The sequence below is a fragment of the Variovorax sp. dw_954 genome (genome assembly GCF_018449755.1).
Classification (GTDB): Bacteria; Pseudomonadota; Gammaproteobacteria; order Burkholderiales; family Burkholderiaceae_C; genus Variovorax.
The window spans coordinates 483,980-510,497 of record NZ_JAAVVD010000001.1 but is presented as its reverse complement, the minus strand read 5'-3'; the positions used below and the strand labels follow the sequence as shown (position 1 = coordinate 510,497).

Genomic DNA, 26,518 nt, shown 5'->3' with positions numbered 1-26,518 from the left:
CGATTCGTTGGCGCAAAACCCGGTAATTCTACAATGGCCCCCCGCTACGAAAGCCCGTTGATGACCTCCCCGCCGCGCAAGCAGGCCTTCATTTCCTCGCGTCCGCCCGCTGTGGCGGACCCCGCCAAGGCCGAACGCGGCCGCGTTGCCATGGGTTGGCTGCACACCGCGCACTTCCTCACCAGCGCGCCGCAGCTCGAGCACCTGCCCACGCTCGACCTGCCGGAGATCGCCTTCGTGGGCCGCTCGAATGCCGGCAAGTCCACCGCCATCAACACGCTCACGCAGCAGACACGGCTGGCTTTCGCCTCCAAGACGCCGGGCCGCACGCAGCACATCAACCTGTTCGGCGTCGGCAAGCAGAAGGTCGACGACGCCGTGCTCGCCGACCTGCCCGGCTACGGCTACGCGGCCGTGCCCAAGGAGGCCAAGCTGCGTTGGCAACGGGTGATGGGCAACTACCTCATGACGCGCGAGACGCTACGCGGCGTGGTGCTGATGTGCGACCCTCGCCACGGCATGACCGAACTCGACGAGATCCTGCTCGACGTCATCCGCCCGCGCGTGGCCGAAGGGCTCAAGTTCCTGGTACTGCTGACCAAATCCGACAAGCTCACGCGTTCCGAAGGCGCCAAGGTCCTGTCGATCACGCGACTGCAGGCCGGCGGCGGCGAGGTGAAACTGTTCTCGGCGCTGAAGAAGCAGGGCGTCGACGAGGCCGCCGAGCTGCTGTGGGAGTGGGTGCATCCGGAACCCGCGGTGCAGCAGGAACCTGCGGCGCAGCCGGCGTCCGACTGATTTCAGGCCGCAAGCGCCCCGGCCTTCTGGCGGCGATCCCGACAACGACAGCAACAGGAGACGATTGCATGGTCCAGACCTTCCAGCGCACGCTGCCCAATGGCATCACCCTGAGTTGCCGCGCCACCGGCGAACCCGGCCGGCCGCTGATGGTGTTCCTGCATGGCTTTCCGGAGGCGGCGTTCATCTGGGACCCGTTGCTCGAATACTTCGCCCAGCCGGAGCACGGCGGCTATCGCTGCGTCGCGCCCAACCTGCGCGGCTTCGAGAAATCCAGTTCGCCAACCGAGGTGGAGGCCTACAAGGCGCCTCTGCTGATCCAGGACATCCAGCAACTGGTCGCCACCGAGAGCGCCAGCGGCAACATCGACACCCTCGTCGCGCACGACTGGGGTGGCGCATTCGCCTGGGGCTATGCCAACGTGTTTCCGGCACAGGTCGGCAAGTTGGTGATCATCAATTCGCCACACCCCGGCACCTTCGCGCGCGAACTGACCCACAACCCGGCGCAGCAGAAGGCCAGCGCCTACATGAACTTCCTCGCGCACCCGAAGGCCGAGGCCATGCTCGCGGAAGACGACTACCGGCGCATGTGGCCCTTCTTCCTCGGCATGAAGGCTGGCGCCGACGGCTTCGGCTGGCTCACCGACGCAGTGAAGGACCAGTACCGCGAAGTGTGGAACGCCGGCCTGACGGGCGCCTGCAACCTCTACCGCGTGACGCCGATGAAACCCGCCGTGCCGGGCCAGACTGCGCCGCCGATCCCGGTGCTGCCGCGCGAACGGCTGGTCATCAACGTGCCGACCTTCGTGTTCTGGGCGCTGGACGATGCGGCGCTGCTGCCCGGCCTGCTGGAGGGGCTGGAAGACTACGTGCCGAAGCTGGAGATCCGGAAGGTGCCGAATGCCACGCACTGGATCGTTCATGAGCAACCGCAGAACGTGGCCCGCGAGATCGAAGCGTTCATGCGGCGCAATTGAGAGCAGCGATCCCGAGTCGATGTGGCTTTGCCATCTCGACTTGATCCCCTGCGGGGGTGGGCCGGGCAAGGTCCGGCTCAATACACCGAAGTCGCGCCCTCAGGCCGCGTCTTGAAGCGGCGGTGCACCCAGTAGTACTGCGAGGGCATCGTCTCGATATAGCCGGCCAGCCGTTCGTTCATCAGCGCCGTGTCGGCGACTGGATCGTCGCTCGGAAAATCCTTCCACTCGGGCAGGACCTCGATCTCGTAACCCTGCCGGGTGACGCGCGAAATGATCGGAATCACCTTGGCACGACCCAGCCGCGCAAAGCGCGACAGCGAGGGCATCGTCGCCGCCTGCACGCCGAAGAACGGGACGAACACCGACTGGTCGCGGCCGAAGTCCATGTCGGGCAGCAGATAGAGCAAGCCGCCCTTGCGCAGTGCCGCCACGATCGGCTTGATGCCGTCGACGCGGTTCAGCGTCTTCACGTTGCCGAAGCGCTCGCGGCCCTTGCACACCCACTCGTCCAGCATCGGATCGCGCTGCGTGGTGTAGATCGTGGTCGACTCGCGCGGCGAGCGCATCGTCAGGCCGGTGGCTGCGGCGTCGAGACCATAGAAGTGGGGCGCGAACAGGATCAGCGGCGTGGTGCCGCCCAGCACCTCGTCGACATCGACTGGCGCCCCCATCACCGTGGTGCGGCGCTCCACGACCTCGCGCGGCGCGTGCCAGAGCCAGGCACGGTCGAGCCAGGATTGCGCCACGTAGACGAAGGTGTCGCGCGAGATGCGCTTCCTCTCCGCGAGCGATTTACCGGGGAAACACAGTTCGAGGTTCCTGTCGACCACTCGCCGGCGCGGCACCGCAGCCGTGTGCAGGATGCGGCCGAGCACATAGCCGAAGCCGCGAATCAGCGGCAGCGGCGCGTGCGACAGCGCCTTCATGAAGCCGATGCCAAGGCGCGCGGAAACGCTCATCCGTGCATCCTCGCGTTGCCTTGTGCGATGCGCGCCGGCCTCGCAAGATTCGACGCCGTATTCATTGCGCGGTTTCCTGCTCCGCTCGCGGCTGCTTGTAGCGCGCGTAGTCCCACACGTACTGGCCGGGCAGGCTGCGGATCAGCCCTTCGATGCCCACGTTGAGCGCCGCCGCTGCTGCCTCCGGCGTGGCCTTTCGGTCGCTGAAGGCGGTGCCGTCGAAGGCCTCGAAGCGAATGGCATAGCCCTTGCCGCGCGGAAGGCGCTCGCAGACGCCCAGGAACACGTGGGCGCCGGTCTGTTGCGCCAGCCGTCCCGGCAAGGTGATCGTGTAGGCGGGCTTGCCGAAGAACGGCGCCCAGGCACCCTGCCCCTCCGGCGGCACCTGGTCGGGCAGGATGCCGGTGTAGCCGCCGCCTCGCAACGCGCGCATGAGGCCGCGCACGCCGGCCACGGTGGTCGGCAGCGTCTGCAGCCCGGGCCGGTCGCGCGAGCCGTCCATCAGCCCGGCCATGAAGGCCTTGCGCGGCGGCCTGAAGAGCGCGGTGATCGGCCCGTGCGACGACATGAAACGCTCGCCGACGGCCTGGCCGAAGAGTTCCCAGCTGCCGATGTGCGGCGTCAGCAGGATCACGCCCTTGCGCTCGTCGAGGGCGGCTTCGAAGGCCTCGATGCCATCCCAGCGGACGACCTTGGGCAGCACGCTTTCCTCCTTGGGCCGGCACCAGAGCCAAGGCAGTTCTGCCGCCATGGCGCCGGCCGCGCCGATGGCCGGGCGGTACTGTGCGGGCGCGAAGCCGGCGTTGCCTGCATTGGCCTTGAAGCGGCGCCGGTAGTCAGGCGCGCACCACCACACCAGCCAGCCGAGCGCGATGCCGAGCCCATGCATCAGCGGCAGCGGCACACGGGCAAGCAATCGGAAGAGGACGGACATTACGACGAAGGGAGTAATACCTGACGCGCGCGCAGTGACGGCGCGGCTCGAATAGAATCCAAATTGTCGCCGAGTTAAAGAACTACTTGCAGGGCGACGTTAAACAGTACTGCTAAAGCGTTCGCCAGAGCTCCAGATGGAATCGGCAACGCGCCCTTTCAACTTCACTGGAGTTTCAAGCAAATGGCGAACGACTTTCTCTTCACTTCCGAATCCGTCTCCGAAGGCCACCCCGACAAGGTCGCCGACCAGATCTCCGACGCCATCCTCGACGCGATCTTCGCGCAGGACCCGCGCAGCCGGGTTGCAGCCGAAACGCTGACCAACACCGGCCTCGTGGTGCTCGCCGGCGAGATCACGACCAACGCGCACGTCGACTACATCCAGGTCGCGCGCGACACCATCAAGCGCATCGGCTACGACAACACCGAGTACGGCATCGACTACAAGGGTTGCGCGGTGATGGTCTGCTACGACAAGCAGTCCAACGACATCGCCCAGGGCGTCGATCACGCCAGCGACGACCACCTCAACACCGGCGCCGGCGACCAGGGCCTGATGTTCGGCTATGCCTGCGACGAGACGCCCGAGTTGATGCCCGCGCCCATCTACTATGCGCACCGCCTGGTCGAGCGCCAGGCGCAGTTGCGCAAGGACGGCCGCCTGCCCTTCCTGCGGCCCGACGCCAAGAGCCAGGTCACGATGCGCTATGTCGACGGCAAGCCGCACAGCATCGACACCGTGGTGCTCTCCACGCAGCACCACCCCGACCAGAGCGAGACGCCGACGAAGATGAAGGCCTCGTTCAACGAAGCCATCATCGAGGAGATCATCAAGCCGGTGCTGCCGAAGGAATGGCTGAAGGACACGCGCTACCTGATCAACCCGACCGGCCGCTTCGTCATCGGCGGCCCCCAAGGCGACTGCGGCCTGACAGGCCGCAAGATCATCGTCGACACCTACGGCGGCGCCTGCCCGCACGGCGGCGGCGCGTTCTCGGGCAAGGACCCGTCGAAGGTCGACCGTTCGGCCGCCTATGCCGCGCGCTACGTGGCCAAGAACATCGTGGCCGCCGGCCTGGCGCGCCAGTGCCAGATCCAGGTGGCCTACGCGATCGGCGTGGCGCAGCCGATGAACATCACGGTCTACACCGAAGGCACCGGCGTGATCCCCGACGAGGCGATCGCCGCCCTCGTGCGCGAGCACTTCGACCTGCGTCCGAAGGGCATCATCCAGATGCTCGACCTGCTGCGCCCGATCTACCAGAAGACCGCCGCGTATGGCCACTTCGGCCGCGAGGAGCCCGAATTCACCTGGGAATCGACCAAGGCCGCGGCGACGCTGCGGGCTGCGGCCGGACTGCAGGGCCCGGCAGGCGTCGCGAAGCAACTGGCTGACGCCTCGGCCTGATCGAGGCACCCCGGCCGCCGCAACGCTGCGGCCGACCCTGATCAGAACCGGTAGCTCGCCCCGGCGCCCACCAGCCAGGTGCGGCCCGGCGCGGGCTCGTAGTAGCGCGCGTTGCCCTCGTTGACGATGACCGAGCCGATGTAGCGCTTGTCGAACAGGTTGTCGATGCGTGCGAAGGCATTGAAGTCCCAGTTCGCCCAGCGTTTCACATAGCCCGCGTACAGCGAGGCAATGGCGTAGCCGGGCGCCTGCGCGGTGTTGGCGTCGTTGGCCTGGATGTTTCCGAGCGCGCGCGCCTCCACGCCCGCGCGCCAGCCCTGTTCCGGCACATAGCCGAAGGACGCGTAGAACGACTGTTGCGCAATGCCCGGTATGCGATTGCCCGAGCGCACGATGTTCGGCAGCGTGCACGGCGACGAGGCGCAGAAGCCGTCGCTGTAGCGCGCGTCGAGCCAGGTGTAGGCGAGCTGCGTGCGCCAATGGCTTTCGGTCTCGTGGAACCAGCTCAGTTCGAAGCCGTCGCGCCTGGTGTCGCCGGCATTCTGGTAGGTGGCGCGGCCACCGACGTTGGTGGCGGTCACGATTTCGTCGGAGGTGCGTGTCTCGAACAGTGCCGCCGTCAGGACGCCGCCGCCCAACCGTGCCTTGGCGCCCACCTCGACGCTCTGGTTGACCGCCGGCTGCAGCGCGAAGTTGAGGCCGCCGCGCCCGTCGGGGCGGTAGGCGAGTTCATTCAGCGTCGGCGTCTCGAAGCCGCGTCCCGCCGTGACGTAGAGGTTCAGGTCCCGGGTGGCGGCAAAGCGCAGCGCCATTACCGGCAAGGTCTTGCTGTAGTCCGCCGCGCCGCTGTCGTCGCCGTTGCCGCGGGCGATGTAATGGTCGGAGGAGTCGAAGCGCACGCTGCTGTGGCGCACGCCGGCCTCGAACGTCCAGCGATCGGACAGGTGCAGCGTGCCTTGCACGTAGGGGTCGACGTTGTAGACCTCGTTGGTTTCATTGCGGCGCAAGCGCCCCTGCACGCCGAGGATGGGCGCGTTCACGCCGCCCAGGTAGTTCTCGAAGCCGCGGCGCTGCTCGCGCAGGGTGTCGTAGGCCAGCCCGGTCACGATCTCGAGCGGCATTGCGCCAAGCTGCGTGCGCGCGGTCCAGCGGGCGTCGAGGCCGCTGTAGTTGCGCGACAGGTCGATCACGCCGCCGGACTGCTGCGGATTGACCTGCGCCGCGGGCGGAATGGCCTGGTACTGGGTGGTCTGGCGCTCGCCCCCGTAGACCATCAGGCGCAGGTCGTTGCTGGCGTTGATGCGCCGCTCGTAGAGCAGGCCGGCCTGGGTCTGCTCCACCGTCTTGCGGGTGTCGTACTGGTCCGCGAGCGCAGCGCCGCGCGGGTTGGCCGCGGCCTGCTCGGCGGTGAGGCCGAGCGGGTCCTGCGCATGCATCTGCACGCTGTTCAGGATCAGGGTGAGGCGGCTGTCGTTGTCGAGCTGGATGCCGAGCTTGGCGTTCTCGATGCTGCGGCGCGCCTCGCTGTGATCGCGGTAGCCGTCGGTCTGGAAGTAGCTGCCGCTGAGCAGGTAGTCGAGCGCGCCGCTGGAGCCCGATGCCTTGACGCTCTGGCGCAAGGTGCCGTAGCTGCCGCCCGCCAGCGAATAGTCGATCCTGGGCGCGCCCTCGCCGCGTTCGGTGAAGACCTGGAGCACGCCGCCGGAGGAGTTGCCGTAGAGCGCCGAGAACGGCCCGCGCAGCACCTCGACGCGGTCCGCGGAGCCGATGTCGATGTTCGAGGTCTGGCCCTGCCCATCCGGCAGCGTGGCCGGGATGCCGTCGACGTAGAGGCGCACGCCGCGCACCCCGAAGGTGGAGCGCGCGCCGAAGCCGCGGATCGAGATCTGCAGGTCCTGCGCATAGTTCTGGCGGTTCTGCACCTGGATGCCCGGCACCGCACCGAGGCTTTCCGAGAGGTTGACCTGCAGGCGCGCATCGCGCATGTCCTCGCCCTCGACGCGGTCGGCCGAGCCGGCGACATCGAACGGGCGGACCTGTCCGCTCGGGGTCGTGACGGTGATTTCCTTGAGGACGGCGGGCGCGGCCTCCTGCGCTTGCGCCGCCCAGGGCGTGACGAGGATCAGCGGGGCGGCGAAGGTGTGCAGGCGTTTCATCGATTCGATTCTTCCGGGGTTGCGGACGCGCGGTAACCCGCGCGAACCCGATGCCTTGGAACGCCCCCGACGCGCACGCATACACGGCCTCGGCAAGAAACTCCGCAAAAGCGGAAGCAGTTGGCAATGGCCTACGCGTACATACGACTTACAGCCAATGGCTTGCGTAGGGGGCGCCGGATACGCTGCGGCAAAGACATTCGAGATTGACATGCTGACGGTTGCCCAGAAAGCCAACATCCTTCGCAAGGCGGGAATTCCCGTCCCGCCCGGACCTGACGAGCCGGTGCCCGGAATGGACGCTTCGTCCACCGCCGAACCAGCCCTGAGCGCTGATGCGTGGGCTGCGACGGTGAACGTGGTGTTTGTGACTTACGCGGCCGCGCGGGCTGCCAAGAGCTTGCGGGATGCTGAGGAAGCGCGCCAGTTGCAGACCCTGCGGCAACTCTCGGCCGGCTTCTCGCACGGCCGGCGCCAATCGCATCGCGCATGAATCACCGCGCAGGATGCGCGTGACGCGCGCATGCAAAAACGGGGCTTTCGCCCCGTTTCCTATTTGCTTTTCGAAATCCTCACCAGGCTGCTGCGCTGCTTCTGCAGCGCCTCGAGCTGCGCCATCTGCGCCTTGCAGTCAGACGAGGCGGCGACCAGCACGAATGGGCTTCGCCGCAGCGAGGTGATCGTCTTCTCGACGGCCGCCGTGTCGCGGTTGGTGGAAACCAGGCCGGCGGCCACCGCGGCCCTGGACTGGTGGTAGAAGCGCCGCTCGAATGCTGGTGTGCCGCAGCGCGCGGCGATCACCCGGTAGTCCGCTTCCTGTTGTTCTCCGCTAACCGCGGGCTCCGTCGCCCCGGCCATGGACGGGCATGCATAGCCCAGGCCGAGTGCGGCCATGGACAGGATCGACCCGATTGATTTACGCGTTCTCAAATTGCCTCCGTTGCTTGCGCCTCCGTGCGCGCGTTCGATAGTAAGCCCGTCTTACACCGTGCCGGGATCAGCCGTGTGATGTATTGCCCGTAGGCGCACAACGGGTGGGTGAATTGCTGCCCGGAAAGACGCGCCGGCTGCGTCAGGCCCTGGAAATGATCGCGTGCGAGAGTCAGTGCGAAGGGTATTCAGGTTGCCGACAGCAACGCTGCATACGATCCCTGCGATGTCGACCCGGCGCTTCTCCCGCTGCATTGCCAGGCAATGGAAGGGGTGGTGCGCCCTGTTGTTGCTGGTGAGCGCTTTGCAGCCCTTCCTGTCGGTGCATTTCGATGTCGACGGGCTGGTCGAGCGGCAGGAACTGAGCATTCGCGCCTTCGGGCAAGATGCGCAGTTCCAGCCGGACGAGGATGGCCCCGGTCCTTCGGCCGTCGAGGTCAAGCTGTTCGTGCCGTCGGCCGCCAGCATCGACCTGCCGCTGGCATTCATCAGCGGACTGGCGGCCTTCCTCTGCCTGGTGATCCTCGCGGCTCCGCTGCGGGTTGTGCTGGCGGCCTTCCTGGGGGTCTTCGACAGCACGGAGGCAGCGCCGGTGCCGAATGCGGGCGGCGCGCCCCCGTCCACCCAGCTCTGGCGCACCCGTCCACCCGAGACTGCGCCTCCGCGCTGAGCACGTTCTCTGCGGCGCCGACGGCGCTGCTCGTCTTGCCGTGGCCATTGCCGCCGGCCATTCCAACGTGTTCGAAAATCGCGCCCATGAATAAAAACGAGGACCCGACGCTCCGGGTCGCCTTTCCCCTGTTCCTTTCACTGCTCGCGTTGCTCTGGTTCGGCTCGCTGGCGACCAGGTCGCTGATCAGCCCCGACGAGGGCCGCTATGCCACGCTGTCCTGGGAGATGCTGCGCACGGGCGACTGGATCACGCCGCGGCTGAACGGAATCCTCTATTTCGAGAAGCCGCCGTTGCAGTATTGGCTGGGTGCGATCTTCATGAAGCTTTTCGGGCTCAACGCGTTTTCCGCACGGCTGTGGCCGGGGCTCGCGGGATTCCTCACGCCACTGGTGGTGGGGGCCACGGCCCATCGCCTGTGGGGCAGGGAAGCGGGGCTGCGCAGCCTGGCCATTGCCGCGTCGATGACATGGGTGTTCGGCAACGCGCATTTCCTGACGCTGGATGCGGGCCTGACGCTGTTCCTGACAATCTCGCTGTGCGCGGTATTGATCGCCCGCTATGCCACGGCCACGCCGGAAGCCCGGCGCGGCTGGATCTGGCTCGCCTGGGCAGCCATGGCCGGGGCGGTTCTCAGCAAGGGCCTGGTCGGCATCGTGATACCGGGGGCGGCGCTGGTCATCACCGCGATCTGGCGCCGCGACTTGTCGTTGTGGCGCGGCATGCATTGGATCTCGGGCCTGCTGATCTTCCTGGCGCTGGCCGCGCCGTGGTTCGTGCTGGTGTCCCTGCGCAACCCGGGCTTTGCCGAGTTCTTCTTCATCCATGAGCACTTTGCGCGCTACCTCACCAAGGTGCACCAGCGCGAAGGCGCCTGGTGGTACTACCTGCCCTTCCTTCTCGGCGGGATGCTGCCCTGGCTCAGCGGGCTGCCGTGGCTGGTGAAGCGCCATGCCACGCCGCAGCAAAGTGCCATCTCGGCCACGGACGTGCTCGTCGCCTACTCGGCTTTCGTGCTGCTGTTCTTCAGCGCCAGCGGGTCGAAACTGCCGTCCTACATCCTGCCGATGTTCCCGGCCATGGCGTTGTTGCTCGGCCAACGGCTGGTGGCCGTCCCGGCGAAGACCTTGCGCCTGCACATGCTGGTGCCCGTCCTGCTTTGGGCGATTGCGCTGGCCGCGTCGACACAAAGCGCACGCGTGGCTTCCAACTCGACGCCGCCCGAGGTGTTCGCGCAACTGGGCGCGGGCCTGCGCACCGGCGCCCTGCTCTTCCTGGGCGGCGCGGCGCTGGCATGGTGGTGGCTGCGCCGCAATCGCAACACGCTGGCGATCATGACGCTGGCGCTCGCGCACGTCGCGGGCATTGCGGTCGCACTGTCGGCACACGAACCTTTCGGCCGGCTCAAGAGCGCCACGCCATACGTCGCGCTGCTGCAGCCGCTCATACAATCCGGGGCGCCCGTGTTCTCGGTCGGAGGCTATGACCAGACGCTGCCCTTCTACCTTCGCCAGGAAGTCATCCTGGTGGATTACACCGACGAATTCGCGATGGGCCAGCTGAAGGAACCCGGGCGTTCGATTGAATCGCTCGACGAGTTCGCGCAACGTTGGCAAGCGCTTCCCCAGGCTGCGGCCTACATGGATATCGCGAGCTACATTGACATGCACCGGCGCGGCCTTCCCATGCGCGTCCTCTACCAGGACCAACGACGAGTAGTGGTATCCAGGCAATGAAAGCTATTGATTTTTTGTGGGTGCTGACAGGCGTCCTGCTCAATGCGGCGGCGCAACTGCTGCTCAAGGCGGGGGCGAGCGCCGCCGGCGAGATCTCGATGTCGGCCGGCCCCGCCGCGCTGTGGCGCACGGCCACCGGGCTGGCGCTGCATCCGGGCATCCTCGGCGGGCTGGCGTGCTACGCGATAAGCGTGGTGGTCTGGATCGTCGCGCTCTCGCGCGTCGAGGTCAGCATCGCCTATCCGATGCTGTCCATCGGCTACGTGGTCAACGCGGCGCTTGCGTGGTGGCTCTTCGGCGAGCAGGTCAATGCGCAGCGTTGGCTGGGCATCGCCGTCATCATCGTCGGCGTGATTCTTGTTGCACGCAGCGGGAGCACGCAATGAGCGCAGTCCCATTCCTGCCCTTCACGCGTCCCTCGGTCGATGAGCGCACCATCGCAGAAGTCGGCGATGTGCTGCGTTCCGGCTGGCTGACCACCGGTCCGAAATGCCAGGCGCTTGAAGCCGCGCTGTCCGAACGATGGGGCGGCCGTCCGGTGCGCCTCGCGAATTCGGGCACGGCCACGCTGGAACTGGCGTTGCGCATCTGCGGCGTCGGTCCCGGCGACGAGGTGATTACCACGCCGCTAAGTTGGGTTGCCACCGCGAACGTGGTGCTCGCGGTCGGTGCCAAGCCGGTGTTCGTCGACGCCGATCCCGTGACGCGGAACATCGACCTGGACCTCATCGAGCAGGCCATCACGCCGCGCACGCGCGCATTGATCCCGGTGGACCTGGCGGGCCTGCCGGTGGACCGTGATCGCCTCAATACGCTGGCCGCGAAGCATCGCCTGCGCGTGGTCGAAGACGCCGCGCAATCCTTCGGCTCGCAGTGGAACGGACGCGCGATCGGCAGCTTTGGCGACATGGTGTCGTTCAGCTTTCATCCCAACAAGAACCTGACCACGGGCGAAGGCGGGTGCCTCGTCTTGAACAACGCCGAAGAAGCCCGGCGCTTCGAGCTGCTGCGGCTGCAGGGCGTCGCACGCCTGCCCGGCGGCGAACTGGAAGTGGAAGCATGGGGCGCCAAGGCCAACATGACCGACATCGCCGCCGCGATCGGCCTGGGCCAGTTGCGGACCATCGACGAAGCCACGGCGCGGCGTCGCGTGCTGGTGCGGCGCTACTTCGAGCTGTGGGACATGACGCTCGGCTTCGACATGCCCCCGGAGGACCTGGAGGGGAACGGCAACTGGCACATGTTCCAGCCGCTTCTGCCACGCGACCTGGCCGCGCGGCGCGCCGATTTCCTCGAGGGCATGAAGGCGCGCGGCATCGGCGTGGGCGTGCACTACCCGGCGATGCACCTGTTCTCGATGTTCCGCGCGATGGGCCATGCGCCCGGCGACTTCCCGGTGGCCGAGGACATCGGCCAGCGTACGGTCACGCTGCCGCTTTTCCCCGCCATGGACGATGCCGACGTCGATCGCGTCGTCGGGGCCGTGGCGGAGGTGGTGGCGGAACTGCGGGGCAGCGCGGTCGTGAGGGCAGCGAGATGAGCGCCGGATACGAAGTGCCACTGGCCGGATTCCAGCCGGCCGACCGCGCGGCGGAACGCGCCCTGAGCGTTGTCATCCCCGTCTACAACGAGGAGCAAGGCCTGGCCGCGTTATTCGCGCGGCTCTATCCGGCACTCGATGCACTGGGCGTCGACTACGAGGTCATCTTCATCAACGACGGCAGCCGCGACCGCTCGGCGGCGTTGCTCGCCGAGCAGTTCGAACGCCGGCCCGACGTGACGCGCGTGATCCTGTTCAATGGCAACTTCGGCCAGCATCGCGCGATCCTTGCGGGCTTCGAGCACTGCCGGGGCGATCGCATCGTCACGCTGGACGCCGACCTGCAGAACCCGCCGGAGGACATCCACCTGCTGCTCGATGCGATGGACAAGGGCCACGACTGCGTCGGCTCGATCCGCCAGGACCGGCAGGATTCCGCGTGGCGGCGCTGGGCGTCCCGCGCCATGAACCGCTTGCGCCTTCGCCTGACCGGCATCGAGATGACCGACCACGGCTCGATGCTGCGGGCCTACAGCCGCAACGTGATCCAGTTGATCAACCAGTGCAACGAGATGAACACCTTCATCCCGGCCCTGGCGCTGCAGTTCTCGCGCAACCCGACAGAGGTGGTCACGGGCCATGAGGAACGGCACGCGGGCGAATCGAAGTACTCGTTCTACAGCCTGGTGCGGCTCAACTTCGACCTGGTGACGGGCTTCTCGCTGGTGCCACTGCAGGCGTTCTCGATGCTCGGGATCGTGGTGTCGCTGATGTCGGGTTTGCTGTTCGTGATCCTGGCGGGCCGACGGCTCATCCTCGGACCCGAAGAAGGCGGCGTCTTCACGCTGTTCGCGCTGCTGTTCCTGCTGATGGGCCTGGCGCTGTTCGGCATCGGATTGCTGGGCGAATACATCGGGCGCATCTACCAGGAAGTGCGCGCCCGGCCGCGCTACGTGATCACCGCGATCCTGGAACGCGAGCGCCGATGATGAAGCCCGATCTTCCCGCGCGCGCCATCGTGTTCGCGTACCACGACGTCGGCGTGCGCTGTCTGCGCGTGCTGCTCGACGCGGGCGTCGAAGTGCCGCTGGTCATCACACACGAAGACTCGCCGGGCGAGAACATCTGGTTTGCCAGCGTGGCGCAAGTGGCGGCCGAGAACGGCCTGCGCTGCGTGGCGCCGAGCGATGCACATCTGCCTGAATTGCTGGCTGAGGCGGCTGCATCGAATCCGGATTTCCTGTTCTCGTTCTACTACCGCCACATGCTCAAGGCCGCATGGTTGAACGTGCCGCGTTGCGGCGCCTTCAACATGCACGGCTCGCTGCTGCCGCAATACCGCGGGCGGGTGCCGGTGAACTGGGCCGTGATCGAAGGCGCACGCGAGACCGGCGCCACCTTGCATCGCATGAACGAGAAGCCCGACAACGGCGCGATCGTCGACCAATGCGCCGTGCCGATCCTGAAGGACGACACGGCGTCGGAAGTGTTCGGCAAGGTGGTGACGGCTGCCGAGATCGTGCTGGCGCGCAGCCTCCCACGCATGCTGGACGGCACGGCCACCGAGCGCGCGCAAGACCTTTCGCAAGGCGGGTACTACGGCGGCCGCAAGCCGGAAGACGGCCGGATTCCCCCGAGTGCCAGCGCCCAGCAGATCCACAACCTGGTTCGCGCATTGGCGGCGCCCTATCCCGGCGCGTTCTGCCGCTTCGGGGGGTGCGAGATCGTCATCGATCGAACCAGACTCGTCGAGCAGAAGCCCAATACCGATGCAGCGCTGCGCCTGATCAACGAGAACAACGCCCTGTGGCTGCAGGCCGCGGACGGCAGCATGCTCCACGTCCTGGCCGCGCACGACAGCGATGGCCCCATCGACCCCGCCGGATTCGCGCGCCGCTTTGGCGGCCGCAGCGTTTCCGTCGACTCCTGACTCACTCCCACGAGACCGCTCCCATGCTCAAAGTCCTCATCCTCGGCGTCAACGGCTTCATCGGCCATCACCTCACGCGCCACATCATCGACCACACCGACTGGGTGGTCTACGGCATGGACATGCAATCCGACCGCGTCGCACCGTGGATGGACCATCCGCGCTTCCACTTCTTCGAGGGTGACATCACCATCAACAAGGAGTGGATCGAGTACCACGTGAAGAAGTGCGACGTGGTGCTGCCGCTGGTCGCGATCGCCACGCCGTCGACCTATGTGCGCGAGCCGCTGCGGGTGTTCGAACTCGACTTCGAGGCCAACCTGCCCATCGTGCGAATGTGCCTCAAGTACAACAAGCGAGTGGTCTTCCCGTCGACCAGCGAGGTCTACGGCATGTGCACCGACGACGGCTTCGACCCCGAGACCTCCAACCTGGTCTACGGCCCGATCAACAAGCCGCGCTGGATCTACGCCTGCTCCAAGCAACTGATGGACCGCGTGATCGCCGCCTACGGCCAGCAGGAAGGCCTGCGCTACACGCTGTTCCGCCCCTTCAACTGGATCGGCCCGGGCCTCGACAGCCTGCACGCACCCAAGGAAGGTTCCAGCCGCGTGATCACGCAGTTCCTCGGCCACATCGTGCGCGGCGAACCCATCAAGCTGGTCGACGGCGGCAGCCAGCAGCGCGCCTTCACCTACGTGGAGGACGGGATCAACGCGCTGGTAAAGATCATCGCCAACAAGGATGGCGTGGCCGACAGCCGGATCTACAACATCGGCAATCCGGCCAACAACCATTCGATCCGCGCGCTGGCCGAGATGATGCTGGCGCTGGCCGCGACGCTGCCCGACTACAAGGACGCCGCCTCGCGCGTGCAACTGGTCGACGTCGCGTCGGCGGAGTACTACGGCGGCGGCTACCAGGACGTGACGCGTCGCGTGCCCGACATCCAGGCCACCATGAAGGACCTGGACTGGAAGCCGACCGTCGACATGCGCGACGCGCTGGCCAAGCTGTTCGACTACTACCAGGACCACGCCGCCGCGGCGGCCGACCTGGAGCTCTGACCGCAACCATGGCCCGCATCGCATTGAAGGTCGACGTCGACACCTGGCGCGGCACCCGAGAGGGCGTGCCCGCGCTGGTCCGCGCAATGGCGCAGGCCGGCGCCGGCGGCACCTTCCTGTTCAGCCTGGGGCCGGACCACACCGGGCGCGCGATCTTCCGCGCGCTGCGGCCCGGCTTCCTGAAGAAGGTGTCGCGCACCTCGGTGGTCGAGCACTATGGCGTGAAGACGCTGATGTACGGCGTCGCCCTGCCCGGCCCCGACATCGGCAAGCGCGAGGCCGGCACGCTGCGCAGCGTGCGCGACGCCGGCTTCGAAGTCGGCGTGCATTGCTGGGACCACGTGCGCTGGCAGGACCAGCTGCTCAAGCACGACGCCGCCTGGGCAGAGCGCGAAATGCACCGCGCGACACAACGCTTCGCCGAGGTGTTCGGCACGCCGCCGCGGCTGCACGGTGCGGCTGGGTGGCAATTCAACGATGCCGCGGCCAGGGCCGAGATGAAGCTGGGCATCGCCCATGCATCGGACACCCGCGGCGGGCGGCCCTTCCTGCCGGTCGACGCGGCCGGCGCGGTGATCGGCCCGCCGCAGTATCCGACCACGCTGCCCACGCTCGATGAACTGATCGGCGTGGACGACATCACGGTCGACAACGTGGCGGAGCACATCCTGCGGATGACCGCCGGGACGCACGAGGATCAGGTCTACACGCTGCATGCGGAGCTGGAAGGCCAGAAGCTGATGCCTGTGTTCGAGCGCCTGCTGGCCGGATGGAAGGCCCAAGGTCACGCGCTCGTGACGATGGGCGCGCTTCATGGGGCGACGGACATCAGCACGCTGCCGCGGCGTCGCATCGCACAAGGGACCGTGGAAGGCCGCTCGGGCTTGCTTGCGGTGCAGGAGGCGGCGTAGGCAGGCCAGCTTCAAACCCTGCGCAGAATCGCGGAACCTGGCACGCAAAGACCCTCCTGCGGCAATGCCGGTCAACGTCCTGGTCAGTTGCCGCGAGAGATGCTCGAGGCAGCCTTTGTCTTTGTTGTGAATTCCTGATGCCGTCCTCCCCGCTGCCGATCCGCCTGCACACCCCTTCCCGGGCGCCTCTTCTCATCGCGGCGATGGCCGCACTGGCTTTCGCCGTGGTCGCGGTCGCGATCCGGAAGGGGAGCGCCCTCGTCCAGTGGGACACCGCGATCGGCATGTGGTTCGCCGCGAACAGTTCCGCGATCGGCACCCGGGTCATGACGATCGTGAGCCTGCTCAACAACGAGATCGCCATGCTGGGCTACGCCGTGGCGCTGGCCTATTGGCTGTTCGTGACGCGCAGGTATTTCTGGAGCCTGGTGGCCTTCTGGGCGATCCCTTCGGGCATGGCTGTGAATTTTGCGGTCAAGCATGTGTTCATGCGGGCGCGGCCCTCGTTCGGACTCGCGCAGCAGGCGCTCGGCACCTACAGCTTCCCGAGCGGCCATACGGAGGGCGCCATGCTGTGCTACGGCGTGCTGATCTGCGCGCTGCTGTCCGGAACGCCGACGCCTGCGCGACGTCTCGCCGCTGCGGCCTGCGCCGCGATGATCATCCTGGTCGGCTTCAGCAGGGTCTACCTCGGCGCGCACTATTTCAGCGATGTCGTCGGCGCCGCCCTGGAGGGCATCTGCTGGCTCGCCCTGGTGGTCGCGTGGCGCGACGCGCGAACGCGCGCCCACCGGGCGGCGCGACCGAGGCTGGGTGCGGCATTGATGAATGGGCGCTGACCGCATCCGCGGTTTCTGCGTCTGCAACGCGTAGGGCGCAGGTCTTTTTCGAACGGGTGCGCCTTCACGCGCAAGCCACAGGACGTTATCTTCGAGCGCATGAACAACACCATGCGCCACTTCTCCCTTGTTGCCACGCTCGCAGCCGCCCTTGGCGCGAGCCACGTGCATGCCGCCGAGCTTTCGCCCGCGGTGGCGACGCAGTACGCCCAGGCCACCTTCCGCGAGTACTTCGACCTGCTCGCGCTGCCCAACGACGCCATCGCGTCGGCGGACATCCGCAAGAACGTGGAGTGGCTCGAAGCTGCGTTCCGCAAGCGGGGCTTCGCCACGCAGCAGTTGCCCAACGACGGCAAGCCGATGCTCTTCGCCGAATGGCCCGGCGCCGACCCGAAGCGCAAGACGGTGCTGTTCTACATGCACCTCGACGGCCAACCCGTGATCGCGGAGCAATGGCAGCAGAAGAGCCCCTGGGTGCCCGTGCTCAAGCGCAAGGATGCCAAGGGCGATTGGGAAGAGATCGATTCGGCGCCGCTGTTCAACGGCCCGGTCGACCCGGAGTGGCGCGTGTTCGGTCGGTCATCGGCCGACGACAAGGCGCCGATCATGATGTTCCTGGCCGCCATCGACGCCCTCAAGGCCAGCGGCGACGCCACCGGCGTCAACGTCAAGGTGGTGCTCGACAGCGAGGAGGAAAAGGGTTCGCCCTCGATCGGCAAGGTCATGCTCGCGCACCGCGACTTGCTGCGCAGCGACGCCATCGTCATCCACGACGGCCCGATGCACGCCACCAACCGGCCCACGCTGATCTTCGGCAACCGCGGCGCGGCCATGGCGCGGCTCACCGTGTACGGCGCCAAGGTGTCGCTGCACAGCGGCCACTACGGCAATTACTCGCCCAACCCGGCGCAGCGCCTGGCCACCTTGCTGGCCTCGATGAAGGACGAGCAGGGGCGCGTCACGGTGCAGGGCTACTACGACCACGTGAAGCTCGGCGACGCGGAGCGCAAGATCATGGCCGCCGTGCCGGACGACGAAGCCGCGCTCAAAAAACGGCTCGGCATCGCGAAGACGGATGCGGTCGGCGCCAACTACCAGGAGGCGATGCAGTACCCCTCGCTCAACGTGCGCGGCATGCAGTCCGCGGCGGTGGGCGACAAGGCGGCGAACATCGTGCCCGACACCGCGGTGGCCGAGATCGACGTGCGCACCACGCCCGACTCCACCGCCGTCTACCTCGGCAAGCTGGTCGAGGCGCACATCCAGAAGCAGGGCTACCACCTCGTCAAGGGCAAGCCCACCGACGAGGACCGCGCCCGCTACGACAAGCTGGCCAGCTTCGACATGCAGACCGAGGGCGGGGACGCGGCCGGCACGCCGATGGATTCAGCCGTCGGGCAATGGGCCTACACGGCGATGGTCGACGCCTTTGGCGCCAAGCCCGAACCGGTGCGCATCCGCATGATGGGCGGCACCGTGCCCACTGCCGAGATCGTCGAGGCGCTGAAGGTGCCCTTCGCGATCGTGCCGCTGGTCAACGCCGACAACAACCAGCACGCCAGCAACGAGAACATGCGCATGGGCAACTACATCGATGGCACGCGGACCATCTACAGCCTGATCACGCACCCCTTTGCAGCGCGCTAGAACTTCTGCGGCTGTCTCGCCGCCCGATAGCCCAGGAGGAAATACATGGACAGCCGCAAGCCAGCGCAACGCCCGGACAGGAAGCAACCCGCAAGCCTCTCTTTCGACAGCCAGGCCGTGCATGCCGGGAACAGCCCGGATGCCACGACAGGGGCCATCCTGACGCCGATCGTCATGTCCAACTCCTACCAGTTGCCTGACGATCCCTCTGCGCTCGATTGGTCGGACTCCCGGACGCTGTTCTACACGCGCAACTCGGGTCACAACCAGATGTGCCTCGAGCGCAAGCTGGCTGCACTGGAGCGCGGCGAGGATGCAGCCGTGTTCAGCACCGGCGTTGCCGCGCTGCACGCGATCTTCTTCACTTTCCTGAAGAGTGGCGACCATGTGGTCGTCAGCGACGTCACGTACGAGGCCGTCGCCCGCCTGTTCCGCGAGTTGCTTCCGCAGCGGTACGGCATCGAGGCGACCTTCGTGGACATCAGCGACCTCGCCGCGGTCCAGGCCGCCATGCGGCCGAACACGAGGCTCGTGCACGCGGAGACCATTGCCAATCCGACCACCAAGGTGGCCGATGTCCGGGCGCTTGCCGCCATCGCCCATGCGCGGGGCGCCATGCTGTCGATCGACGCGACATTCACGCCGCCCCCGATGTTCCGGGGTCTGGAACATGGGGCGGACTTCGTTGCGCATGCGCTGACAAAGTACATCAACGGGCATGGCGATGCGATGGGTGGCGCCGTGATCGGCCGCGCGGAGTTGGTTCGCCAGTTGAAGAACGACGCTCTCGTCGACGTCGGGGGCTCCATCTCGCCCTTCAATGCGTGGCTGATCATGCGCGGCTCCGTCACGCTGCCGCTGCGCTTGTCGAAGCACCTGTCCACGGCGCAGAGGGTGGCTGATTTCCTGGACCGGGACCCTCGCGTCGCGTTCGTGGCATTCCCTGGACTGACATCGCACCCGCAGCATGACCTGGCGTCACGCCAGTTCGAAGGATATGGCGCAGTCATGGCCTTTGCCGTCGACGGCGGGCCCGAACTGCAGAACCGCTTCGTGGCGAACCTGCGCCTGATCGTCTCGGCGGTGTCCCTCGGCCACGATGTTTCCCTGATCGTGCACGTCGGAAAGAATGCGCGTCGCGGCTCCAGCGCCTATCCGGACGCGTTCCAGACCTACGGTCACATGCGCCTGTCGATCGGGCTGGAGGATCCGGCGGATCTCATCGCGGATATCAAGGCAGCGCTTGACGACACACTGGGGCCGGTGGTCGCCTGAAGATGGCGCGGGACGCTGCGCCTAAGGAATCACCTCGTCCGCGCGAATGAGAAGCGAGGTCGGGATCGAGAGGCCGAGGCTGCTGGCGGTGCTCATGTTGATCGTCAGGTGGTAGCGCTTGGGTTGCGCCACGGGCAGGTCGGCGGGCTTGGCGCCCTTGATGATGCGGTAGACGTAGTCCGCCGCCAGAGCCATGTTCTCGCCGGCGTCCGCGCCGTACGACAGCAGGCCGCCCGCGCGGACTTCGGCGGCATATTCGTAGACTGCGGGGATGCGCTGCATTGCCGCGTAGTCGATCACGCGCTTCCGATTGAGGATCGTGAGGGCGTCGGTGATCATCATCACGGCGTCGGGCCGTGCCTTGTTCATGGCGGCCAGCGCCACGTTGAAATCGTCCGGCTCGCGCACTGGCAGGGGATCGATCGCTACGCCCAACACCGGCGCGGCCTTCTCGATCGAGTGAAAGCGCAGCGTCATCGCGCCGTCGCCGGCGTTCCAGAGCACCGCCACGCGCTGGGCGCGGGGAACGAGTTCCTTCACGAACTCCAGCCGCTTGGCGCTCAGCACTGCCGCCGGGTCGTCGATGCCCGTGATGTTGCCGCCCGGATGGGCGAGACTGGCCACCAGGCCCGTCTCGACCACGTCGCCGGCGTTGATGACGACCACCGGCACCGTCTTCGTTGCCTGCTTGGCCACTGCCGCGGGGGGTCCCCCCACCGTCACGATGGCGTCGACCTTGAGCGCGACCAGTTCCGCGGCCAGGCCCGGCAACTGCTCGGGGTGCCCCTGGGACCAGCGGGCCTCGTAGACGATCCGCCTGCCGTCGGCGCTGCCTGCAGCGTCCAGTGCGTTTCGCAACGGCGCCGGAGCCAGGCCGTCGGGGGGCCGCGGGCCTCCCGACAGGAATCCGATTCGACGGATCTGCTCCCCGGATTGCGATGCGCTGACGAGCGGCACGCCGAGCGCGATCGCTGCAAATGCCGCCTTCGTCCATCCGCGTCTGTCGATCATTCGCACCACCTTTCTGCCGGGTAGGGGGAGCGCCCGGCCATCATGCCACGGAGTACGCGCGTTCCAACGTACTGGAGCCACGGCGGCGAAAGCCCCTTCCAGCCCCTTGAAACCGCAAAAAATGCCCTTATCATTAGCACTCGCTCAAGGTGAGTGCTAACAGCACCCCTTTGGGTCGATCGGCAGCCGGCAACCTCGCTGGCGCCCGGATTCAACCCCGTTTCTATCCATATCAGGAGATGCAATTGAAACTTCGTCCTTTGCACGATCGCGTGATCGTCAAGCGCATTGAAAGCGAAACCAAGACCGCCTCGGGCATCGTCATTCCCGACAACGCCGCCGAGAAGCCTGACCAGGGCGAAGTGCTGGCCGTCGGTCCTGGCAAGAAGAACGACAAGGGCGAACTGGGCGCGATGAGCGTCAAGGTCGGCGACCGCGTCCTGTTCGGCAAGTACAGCGGCCAGACCGTCAAGGTCGATGGCGACGAGCTCCTCGTCATGAAGGAAGACGACCTGTTCGCAGTCGTCGAGAAGTAATCAACCCATCCTCATTGGAGTAAACAAACATGGCAGCAAAAGACGTAGTCTTCGGCGGCGAAGCCCGCGCACGCATGGTCGAGGGTGTCAACATCCTGGCCAACGCAGTCAAAGTGACCCTGGGCCCCAAGGGCCGCAACGTGGTGCTCGAGCGTTCGTTCGGCGCCCCGACGGTGACCAAGGACGGTGTGTCCGTCGCCAAGGAAATCGAACTCAAGGACAAGCTCCAGAACATGGGCGCCCAGCTCGTGAAGGAAGTGGCCTCCAAGACCAGCGACAACGCTGGTGACGGCACCACGACCGCCACGGTCCTGGCACAAGCCATCGTTCGCGAAGGCTTCAAGCTGGTCGCAGCGGGCATGAACCCGATGGACCTGAAGCGCGGCATCGACAAGGCTGTCACGGCCCTGGTCGCCGAGCTGAAGAAGGCTTCCAAGCCCACCACCACGTCGAAGGAAATCGCTCAAGTCGGCTCGATCTCGGCCAACAGCGACGAAACCATCGGCAAGCTCATCGCTGACGCGATGGACAAGGTCGGCAAGGAAGGCGTGATCACCGTTGAAGACGGCAAGTCGCTCGACAGCGAACTCGACGTCGTCGAAGGCATGCAGTTCGACCGCGGCTACCTGTCGCCCTACTTCATCAACAACCCGGAAAAGCAATCGGCGATCCTGGAAAACCCGTTTGTCCTGCTCTTCGACAAGAAGATCAGCAACATCCGTGACCTGCTCCCGACGCTGGAACAAGTCGCCAAGGCTGGCCGTCCGCTGCTGATCATCGCCGAAGAAGTCGAAGGCGAAGCCCTGGCTACTCTGGTCGTGAACACGATCCGCGGCATCCTGAAGGTCGTGGCTGTCAAGGCTCCTGGCTTCGGCGACCGCCGCAAGGCCATGCTGGAAGACATCGCCATCCTGACGGGCGGCAAGGTCATCGCCGAAGAAGTCGGCCTGACGCTCGAGAAGGTCACCCTGGCCGATCTGGGCCAGGCTGCCCGCATCGAAGTCAGCAAGGAAAACACGATCATCATCGACGGCGCTGGCGCTGCTGGTGACATCGAAGCCCGCGTCAAGCAAGTGCGCGTTCAGATCGAAGAAGCGACCAGCGACTACGACCGTGAAAAGCTGCAAGAGCGCGTGGCCAAGCTGGCCGGCGGTGTTGCCGTTATCAAGGTTGGCGCTGCCACCGAAGTCGAAATGAAGGAAAAGAAGGCTCGCGTCGAAGACGCCCTGCACGCCACCCGCGCTGCAGTGGAAGAAGGCGTTGTGGCTGGCGGCGGCGTGGCTCTGCTGCGTGCCAAGCAAGCTGTGGGCGACTCGATCAAGGGCGAAAACGCCGATCAAGAAGCCGGCATCAAGCTGGTGCTCAAGGCCATCGAAGCGCCCCTGCGCGAAATCGTGAACAACGCCGGCGGCGAAGCCTCGGTGGTGGTGAACGCTGTGTTGGCCGGTTCGGGCAACTACGGCTTCAACGCTGCGAACGACACGTACGGCGACATGCTCGAGCTGGGCATCCTGGACCCGACGAAGGTCACCCGCACCGCGCTGCAGAACGCAGCATCGGTCTCCTCGCTGCTGTTGACGACCGAAGCCATGGTCGCCGACGCACCGAAGGACGAAGCCGGCGCTGGCGGCGGCATGCCCGACATGGGTGGCATGGGCGGCATGGGCGGCATGGGCATGTAATTGCCCGCCGCTGGCGCCTGGGTCCCGGCCAAGCCGGTTTCCAGGTGTCTCGCGAAAAGAGAACGGTCGCTTCGGCGGCCGTTCTTTTTTGCCGATGCGATGCCCAAGTGACCGGCAGGGACGCTCTGCGCCGGATGGCGGCGCAGCGAGCGCACGCGCAGAATCGCCCAAGAAGGAAACCCGAGCCCATGAACACCCCACCTCGCCCCAACACCCGCCGCTCATCCGGCACACCCACCCGCCGCAGCGTCCTGGGCGCGCTGGCGCTTGTCGCGGGCGGCGCGATCTGGTGGCACCGGCCATCGTTCGCTGCCGAGGCCGCGGTGGCCGTGCCGGCGCCGAAGATCGATCCGGCCAGCCTCGATGCCTCGGCCACGGCAGTGCTCGCGGGTGGCTGCTTCTGGGGCGTGCAAGGGGTGTACCAGCACGTCAAGGGCGTGACGAGCGCCGTGTCGGGCTATGCGGGCGGCGACGAAAGTACGGCGAAGTATGAATCGGTCGGATCAGGCCGCACCGGCCATGCCGAGGCCGTGCGCATCAGCTTCGACCCGCGCCAGGTCAGCTATGCGCGGCTGCTGCAGATCTACTTCTCGGTGGTGCACGACCCGACACAACTGAACCGGCAAGGCCCCGACACCGGCACGCAGTACCGCTCCGCCATCTTTGCGCAGAACGTCGAGCAGGCGCGCATCGCGCAGGCCTACATCGCGCAACTGACCGAGGCGAAGACCTTCGGCGGCAAGCCGGTTGTCACGACCGTCGAACTGCAGAAGCGCTTCTATCCGGCCGAGGCCTATCACCAGGATTACCTGACGCTGCATCCGGACGAGCCGTACATCGCCTACAACGACCTGCCCAAGGTCGACAACCTGAAGAAGCTGTTCGCCGACCGGTACTCGCCGCGGCCGGTGCTGGTGAAGAACGGGGCCTAGAAGCAGGGTTCGAGCGCGCGGTACAGCGCACGGAATCGCGCCTGTCGCGCGCGGTGCGCGCCGGCTTGCCCGGTGTCGGGCACGAAGCGCCGCTGCACTGCCGGCCGCTGGCACACCGCATCGACAGTGCCGCCATCGGCCAGCCAGCCCAATCGCGCCGCGCCCAGCGCGCCACCCGCCTCGCCACCCTCGCCCAGCGCCAGCGGCACTTCGAGGATGTCGGCCAGCAACTGCGCCCACCAGGCGCTGCGCGCACCGCCACCGACGAGCGAGAGATCACTCGTCGGCCGCTCCAGTGTGTCGAGCCCGTCGCGCAGGCCGAAGCTCACGCCCTCGACAACTGCATAGGCCATGTCGGCCGCCGCATGCGCATGGGTCAGGCCGAACAGCGCGCCCTGCGCCTGCGGATTGTTGTGCGGCGATCGCTCGCCGGACAGGTAGGGCAGGAACAACGGCGCGCGTTGCCGGGCGTCCGGAGCCAGCGTCGCGGCCGCCGCGATCAGGCTCGCCTCGTCCTTGAACCCGAAACTGCGCGCGGCCCAGCTCACCGCGCTGGCCGCCGACAGCATCACCGACATCTGGTGCCAGCGCCCCGGCAGTGCGTGGCAGAAGGCATGGACAGCCTGCGTCGGATTGGGCGCGAAGGCCGCGCCCGACACGAAGATCACGCCTGACGTACCCAGGGAAACGAAGCCTTCGCCTGGCGCGACCAGGCCCATGCCGACCGCGCTCGCCGCGTTGTCGCCGGCGCCGCCCGCGATGCGCACGCCGCGCGCCATGCCCCAGCGCGCGGCCAGTTCAGGCTTGAGCGTCGCCGAGGCTTCGCTGCCTTCGACGAGGCGCGGCATGTGGGCGCGCGTGAGCCCGGTGGCGGCCAGCATTTCGTCCGACCAGTCGCGCTGGCCGACATCGAGCCATAGCGTGCCGGACGCATCGGACATGTCGCTCACCGCTTCACCACCGAGCATCAGGCGCAGCCAGTCCTTGGGCAGCAGCACGCGACGAGTACGGGCGAACACGTCGGGCTCATGCTCACGCACCCACAGCAATTTGGGTGCGGTGAAGCCGGGCATGGCGAGGTTGCCGGCGATTTCGCCCAGCCGCGGAACGGCTTGGGTGAGCTGCTCGCACTGCGCTGCGCTTCGGCCATCGTTCCAGAGGATCGCCGGCCGCAGGACTTCATCCCTTTCGTCGAGCAGCACCGCGCCATGCATCTGCCCCGACAGCCCGATCGCGCGCACGGCCGCGAGCGCATCGGCATGTGCTGCGAACAATTGCTGCATCACGTCTTCCAACGCTGCCCACCACTGCGAAGGCGCCTGTTCCGACCACAGCGGCCGCGCCCGGCTCACGGTCAGTGCCGAACGGGCCACGCCGACGATGCGATGGTCGTCGGCAAGGAGCAGCGCCTTCAATTCGGAGGTGCCGAGGTCAAGTCCGAGATACATGGTGGGTCAGGGTGTTGGAAGACTTGAATACGGGCAGCCGGCCGCGAAGGACGCGAAGGTTTCGCGAAGGACGCAAAAGGAAATCCAAAGAAGAAACTCAAATTCTTTCTGTCTTCTTTCGCGTCCTTCGCGGAACCTTCGCGTCCTTCGCGGCCGGATGTCCGATTTCGGATGTCCGAATTCAATGCGCCCCGCCAAAGCGGCTGTCTGCCTGCCGGCGGAATTCACTCGGCGTCATGCCCTTGATTTCCAGGAAGCGCCGGTTGAAGTTGGCGACGTTGTTGAAGCCGACCTGGTAGCAGATGTCTGTCACGTAGTGGTCGGTCTGCATCAGCAGGTGGCAGGCATTGTTGATACGGACCTGGTTGACGAAGTCGGTGAAGCTGTTGCCGGTCGACTTGCGGAAGAACCGGCTGAAGCGGCTTTCGCTCATGCCGAGTTCTGCCGCCACGTCGGCCATCGCGATGGGCTCGGCCACGTTGTCGGTGATGCGGTTGACGATGGCGTTGATCTGGTCGCCTTCGGCGTCGCCCTCGGCGCCCTTGATCTGCACGCTCGACAACAGCCGGTAGTCAGTGCATTCGGCGAGGTCGGCCAGGTAGTCGCAGAACGCGCCCAGCCGGCGCAGCCCGTGCGAGGCCTTGACTGCGCGCCAATGCTGCTCGGCACGCTCCGACAAGCCGAAGAACTCGATGCCGCGGCGCGCGCGCTCCAGCAGTTGCATGACTTCGGCGATCTCCGGGATTTCAGACGCTGCCTGCGCAAAGGGCTCGTGCCGGAACTGGATCACCAGGTCGCGCGTGCTCACGCCGTCGGCCGGCGCATCGAGCGAGATCCAGTTGTGCGGCAGGCGCGGGCCGCACAGCACCAGGTGGCCGGGCTGGAACGGGCCGATCCAGTCGCCGACGAAGGCCTTGCCGGAGGTGGCCGTGATCAGGTGCAGTTCGTATTCGTCATGGCAATGCCAGCGCGCCAGCTGGCTCGGGTAGCCGTGCGACAGGCAGCGGACCCAGCCCACTTCCTCGGGCTTTTCGTAGCCGAGCGAGGGCGAGCGGGCGAAGTCGTGTTCCAGCTCGGGTTGGCGTTGGCGCGGGGTTTGGCGAGAGCGTGTGCTCGGCATTTCA

25 protein-coding genes are annotated in these 26,518 nt (G+C 66.6%); 18 read left to right on the top strand and 7 right to left on the bottom strand.

Annotated features, from left to right (window positions below; genetic code table 11):
* The first annotated feature begins 60 nt into the window (after positions 1-60).
* Both yihA and HB681_RS02265 read left to right on the top strand, forming a co-directional pair.
* Positions 61-798, top strand: coding sequence for a ribosome biogenesis GTP-binding protein YihA/YsxC (gene yihA, locus HB681_RS02270; RefSeq protein ID WP_213953114.1), 738 nt, complete (start codon positions 61-63; stop codon positions 796-798).
* A 68-nt stretch (positions 799-866) separates the two neighbouring features.
* On the top strand, positions 867-1,778 hold the full coding sequence (locus HB681_RS02265; RefSeq protein WP_213953113.1) for an alpha/beta hydrolase: 912 nt from the start codon (positions 867-869) through the stop codon (positions 1,776-1,778).
* Between the two features lie 77 nt (positions 1,779-1,855).
* Here HB681_RS02265 and HB681_RS02260 read toward each other — a convergent pair whose 3' ends face one another.
* Together HB681_RS02260 and HB681_RS02255 are read right to left on the bottom strand one after the other, a co-directional pair.
* Positions 1,856-2,740: a lipid A biosynthesis acyltransferase gene (locus tag HB681_RS02260; protein ID WP_213953112.1), complete on the bottom strand. Its 885-nt coding sequence runs from the start codon at positions 2,738-2,740 to the stop codon at positions 1,856-1,858.
* Positions 2,741-2,801: 61 nt separating this feature from the next.
* Positions 2,802-3,674 (bottom strand): lysophospholipid acyltransferase family protein, encoded by an 873-nt coding sequence (locus tag HB681_RS02255; protein WP_213953111.1) that lies wholly within the window; start codon positions 3,672-3,674, stop codon positions 2,802-2,804.
* A 183-nt stretch (positions 3,675-3,857) separates the two neighbouring features.
* Here HB681_RS02255 and metK point away from each other — a divergent pair, with 183 nt between their 5' ends.
* Positions 3,858-5,084 carry a methionine adenosyltransferase gene (gene metK, locus HB681_RS02250; protein WP_213953110.1) on the top strand — a complete coding sequence of 409 codons (1,227 nt, stop codon included), beginning with the start codon at positions 3,858-3,860 and terminating at the stop codon, positions 5,082-5,084.
* A 41-nt stretch (positions 5,085-5,125) separates the two neighbouring features.
* Here the strand turns inward: metK and HB681_RS02245 are convergent, their stop codons facing one another.
* Entirely contained in the window at positions 5,126-7,240 is a 2,115-nt protein-coding gene (locus HB681_RS02245; protein WP_213953109.1) for a TonB-dependent receptor, read from the bottom strand.
* Between the two features lie 211 nt (positions 7,241-7,451).
* Between HB681_RS02245 and HB681_RS02240 the strand changes: the two genes are divergently transcribed.
* Entirely contained in the window at positions 7,452-7,733 is a 282-nt protein-coding gene (locus HB681_RS02240; protein ID WP_213953108.1) for a hypothetical protein, read from the top strand.
* Positions 7,734-7,792: 59 nt separating this feature from the next.
* Here the strand turns inward: HB681_RS02240 and HB681_RS02235 are convergent, their stop codons facing one another.
* Positions 7,793-8,134, bottom strand: a complete 342-nt coding sequence (locus HB681_RS02235) for a hypothetical protein (RefSeq protein WP_213953107.1) — start codon at positions 8,132-8,134, stop codon at positions 7,793-7,795.
* Between the two features lie 262 nt (positions 8,135-8,396).
* Here HB681_RS02235 and HB681_RS02230 point away from each other — a divergent pair, with 262 nt between their 5' ends.
* The 11 genes from HB681_RS02230 to HB681_RS02180 all read left to right on the top strand — a co-directional run bounded on the left by HB681_RS02230 (position 8,397) and on the right by HB681_RS02180 (position 19,785).
* The gene (locus tag HB681_RS02230; RefSeq protein WP_213953106.1) at positions 8,397-8,840 is read left to right on the top strand and encodes a hypothetical protein; all 444 of its coding nucleotides are present in this window, start codon (positions 8,397-8,399) and stop codon (positions 8,838-8,840) included.
* 86 nt (positions 8,841-8,926) lie between these two features.
* The gene (locus HB681_RS02225) at positions 8,927-10,576 is read left to right on the top strand and encodes a glycosyltransferase family 39 protein (protein ID WP_213953105.1); all 1,650 of its coding nucleotides are present in this window, start codon (positions 8,927-8,929) and stop codon (positions 10,574-10,576) included.
* Positions 10,573-10,962 (top strand): SMR family transporter, encoded by a 390-nt coding sequence (locus HB681_RS02220; protein WP_213953104.1) that lies wholly within the window; start codon positions 10,573-10,575, stop codon positions 10,960-10,962. The genes HB681_RS02225 and HB681_RS02220 overlap by 4 nt, the downstream gene beginning before the upstream one ends.
* Positions 10,959-12,116 (top strand): DegT/DnrJ/EryC1/StrS family aminotransferase, encoded by a 1,158-nt coding sequence (locus HB681_RS02215; RefSeq protein WP_213953103.1) that lies wholly within the window; start codon positions 10,959-10,961, stop codon positions 12,114-12,116. The genes HB681_RS02220 and HB681_RS02215 overlap by 4 nt, the downstream gene beginning before the upstream one ends.
* Complete coding sequence (locus HB681_RS02210) at positions 12,113-13,105, top strand: glycosyltransferase (RefSeq protein ID WP_213953102.1); 993 nt, start codon at positions 12,113-12,115, stop codon at positions 13,103-13,105. Before HB681_RS02215 ends, HB681_RS02210 begins: the two co-directional genes overlap by 4 nt.
* Entirely contained in the window at positions 13,105-14,046 is a 942-nt protein-coding gene (locus HB681_RS02205; RefSeq protein WP_213953309.1) for a formyltransferase, read from the top strand. The genes HB681_RS02210 and HB681_RS02205 overlap by 1 nt, the downstream gene beginning before the upstream one ends.
* Before the next feature lie 23 nt (positions 14,047-14,069).
* On the top strand, positions 14,070-15,113 hold the full coding sequence (locus HB681_RS02200) for a bifunctional UDP-4-keto-pentose/UDP-xylose synthase (RefSeq protein ID WP_213953101.1): 1,044 nt from the start codon (positions 14,070-14,072) through the stop codon (positions 15,111-15,113).
* Between the two features lie 8 nt (positions 15,114-15,121).
* A complete protein-coding gene (locus HB681_RS02195) occupies positions 15,122-16,024 on the top strand; it encodes a polysaccharide deacetylase family protein (RefSeq protein WP_213953100.1) in 903 nt (300 codons plus the stop codon).
* A 203-nt stretch (positions 16,025-16,227) separates the two neighbouring features.
* Positions 16,228-16,863, top strand: coding sequence for a phosphatase PAP2 family protein (locus tag HB681_RS02190; protein WP_213953099.1), 636 nt, complete (start codon positions 16,228-16,230; stop codon positions 16,861-16,863).
* 111 nt (positions 16,864-16,974) lie between these two features.
* Complete coding sequence (locus HB681_RS02185) at positions 16,975-18,510, top strand: M20/M25/M40 family metallo-hydrolase (RefSeq protein WP_213953308.1); 1,536 nt, start codon at positions 16,975-16,977, stop codon at positions 18,508-18,510.
* Between the two features lie 45 nt (positions 18,511-18,555).
* Positions 18,556-19,785 (top strand): aminotransferase class I/II-fold pyridoxal phosphate-dependent enzyme, encoded by a 1,230-nt coding sequence (locus tag HB681_RS02180; RefSeq protein ID WP_213953098.1) that lies wholly within the window; start codon positions 18,556-18,558, stop codon positions 19,783-19,785.
* 21 nt (positions 19,786-19,806) lie between these two features.
* On the opposite strand, the gene HB681_RS02175 is transcribed toward HB681_RS02180, so the two are convergent.
* Positions 19,807-20,796 (bottom strand): ABC transporter substrate-binding protein, encoded by a 990-nt coding sequence (locus tag HB681_RS02175; RefSeq protein ID WP_213953097.1) that lies wholly within the window; start codon positions 20,794-20,796, stop codon positions 19,807-19,809.
* Between the two features lie 245 nt (positions 20,797-21,041).
* Between HB681_RS02175 and groES the strand changes: the two genes are divergently transcribed.
* The 3 genes from groES to msrA all read left to right on the top strand — a co-directional run bounded on the left by groES (position 21,042) and on the right by msrA (position 23,946).
* The gene (gene groES, locus HB681_RS02170; RefSeq protein WP_093109638.1) at positions 21,042-21,332 is read left to right on the top strand and encodes a co-chaperone GroES; all 291 of its coding nucleotides are present in this window, start codon (positions 21,042-21,044) and stop codon (positions 21,330-21,332) included.
* Between the two features lie 29 nt (positions 21,333-21,361).
* Complete coding sequence (groL, locus tag HB681_RS02165; protein ID WP_213953096.1) at positions 21,362-23,014, top strand: chaperonin GroEL; 1,653 nt, start codon at positions 21,362-21,364, stop codon at positions 23,012-23,014.
* A 188-nt stretch (positions 23,015-23,202) separates the two neighbouring features.
* On the top strand, positions 23,203-23,946 hold the full coding sequence (gene msrA / locus HB681_RS02160; protein ID WP_213953095.1) for a peptide-methionine (S)-S-oxide reductase MsrA: 744 nt from the start codon (positions 23,203-23,205) through the stop codon (positions 23,944-23,946).
* Here msrA and xylB read toward each other — a convergent pair.
* A complete protein-coding gene (gene xylB, locus HB681_RS02155; protein WP_213953094.1) occupies positions 23,943-25,394 on the bottom strand; it encodes a xylulokinase in 1,452 nt (483 codons plus the stop codon). The genes msrA and xylB overlap by 4 nt on opposite strands.
* 181 nt (positions 25,395-25,575) lie before the next feature.
* Positions 25,576-26,514, bottom strand: a complete 939-nt coding sequence (locus HB681_RS02150; RefSeq protein WP_213953093.1) for an AraC family transcriptional regulator — start codon at positions 26,512-26,514, stop codon at positions 25,576-25,578.
* Positions 26,515-26,518: the final 4 nt, after the last annotated feature.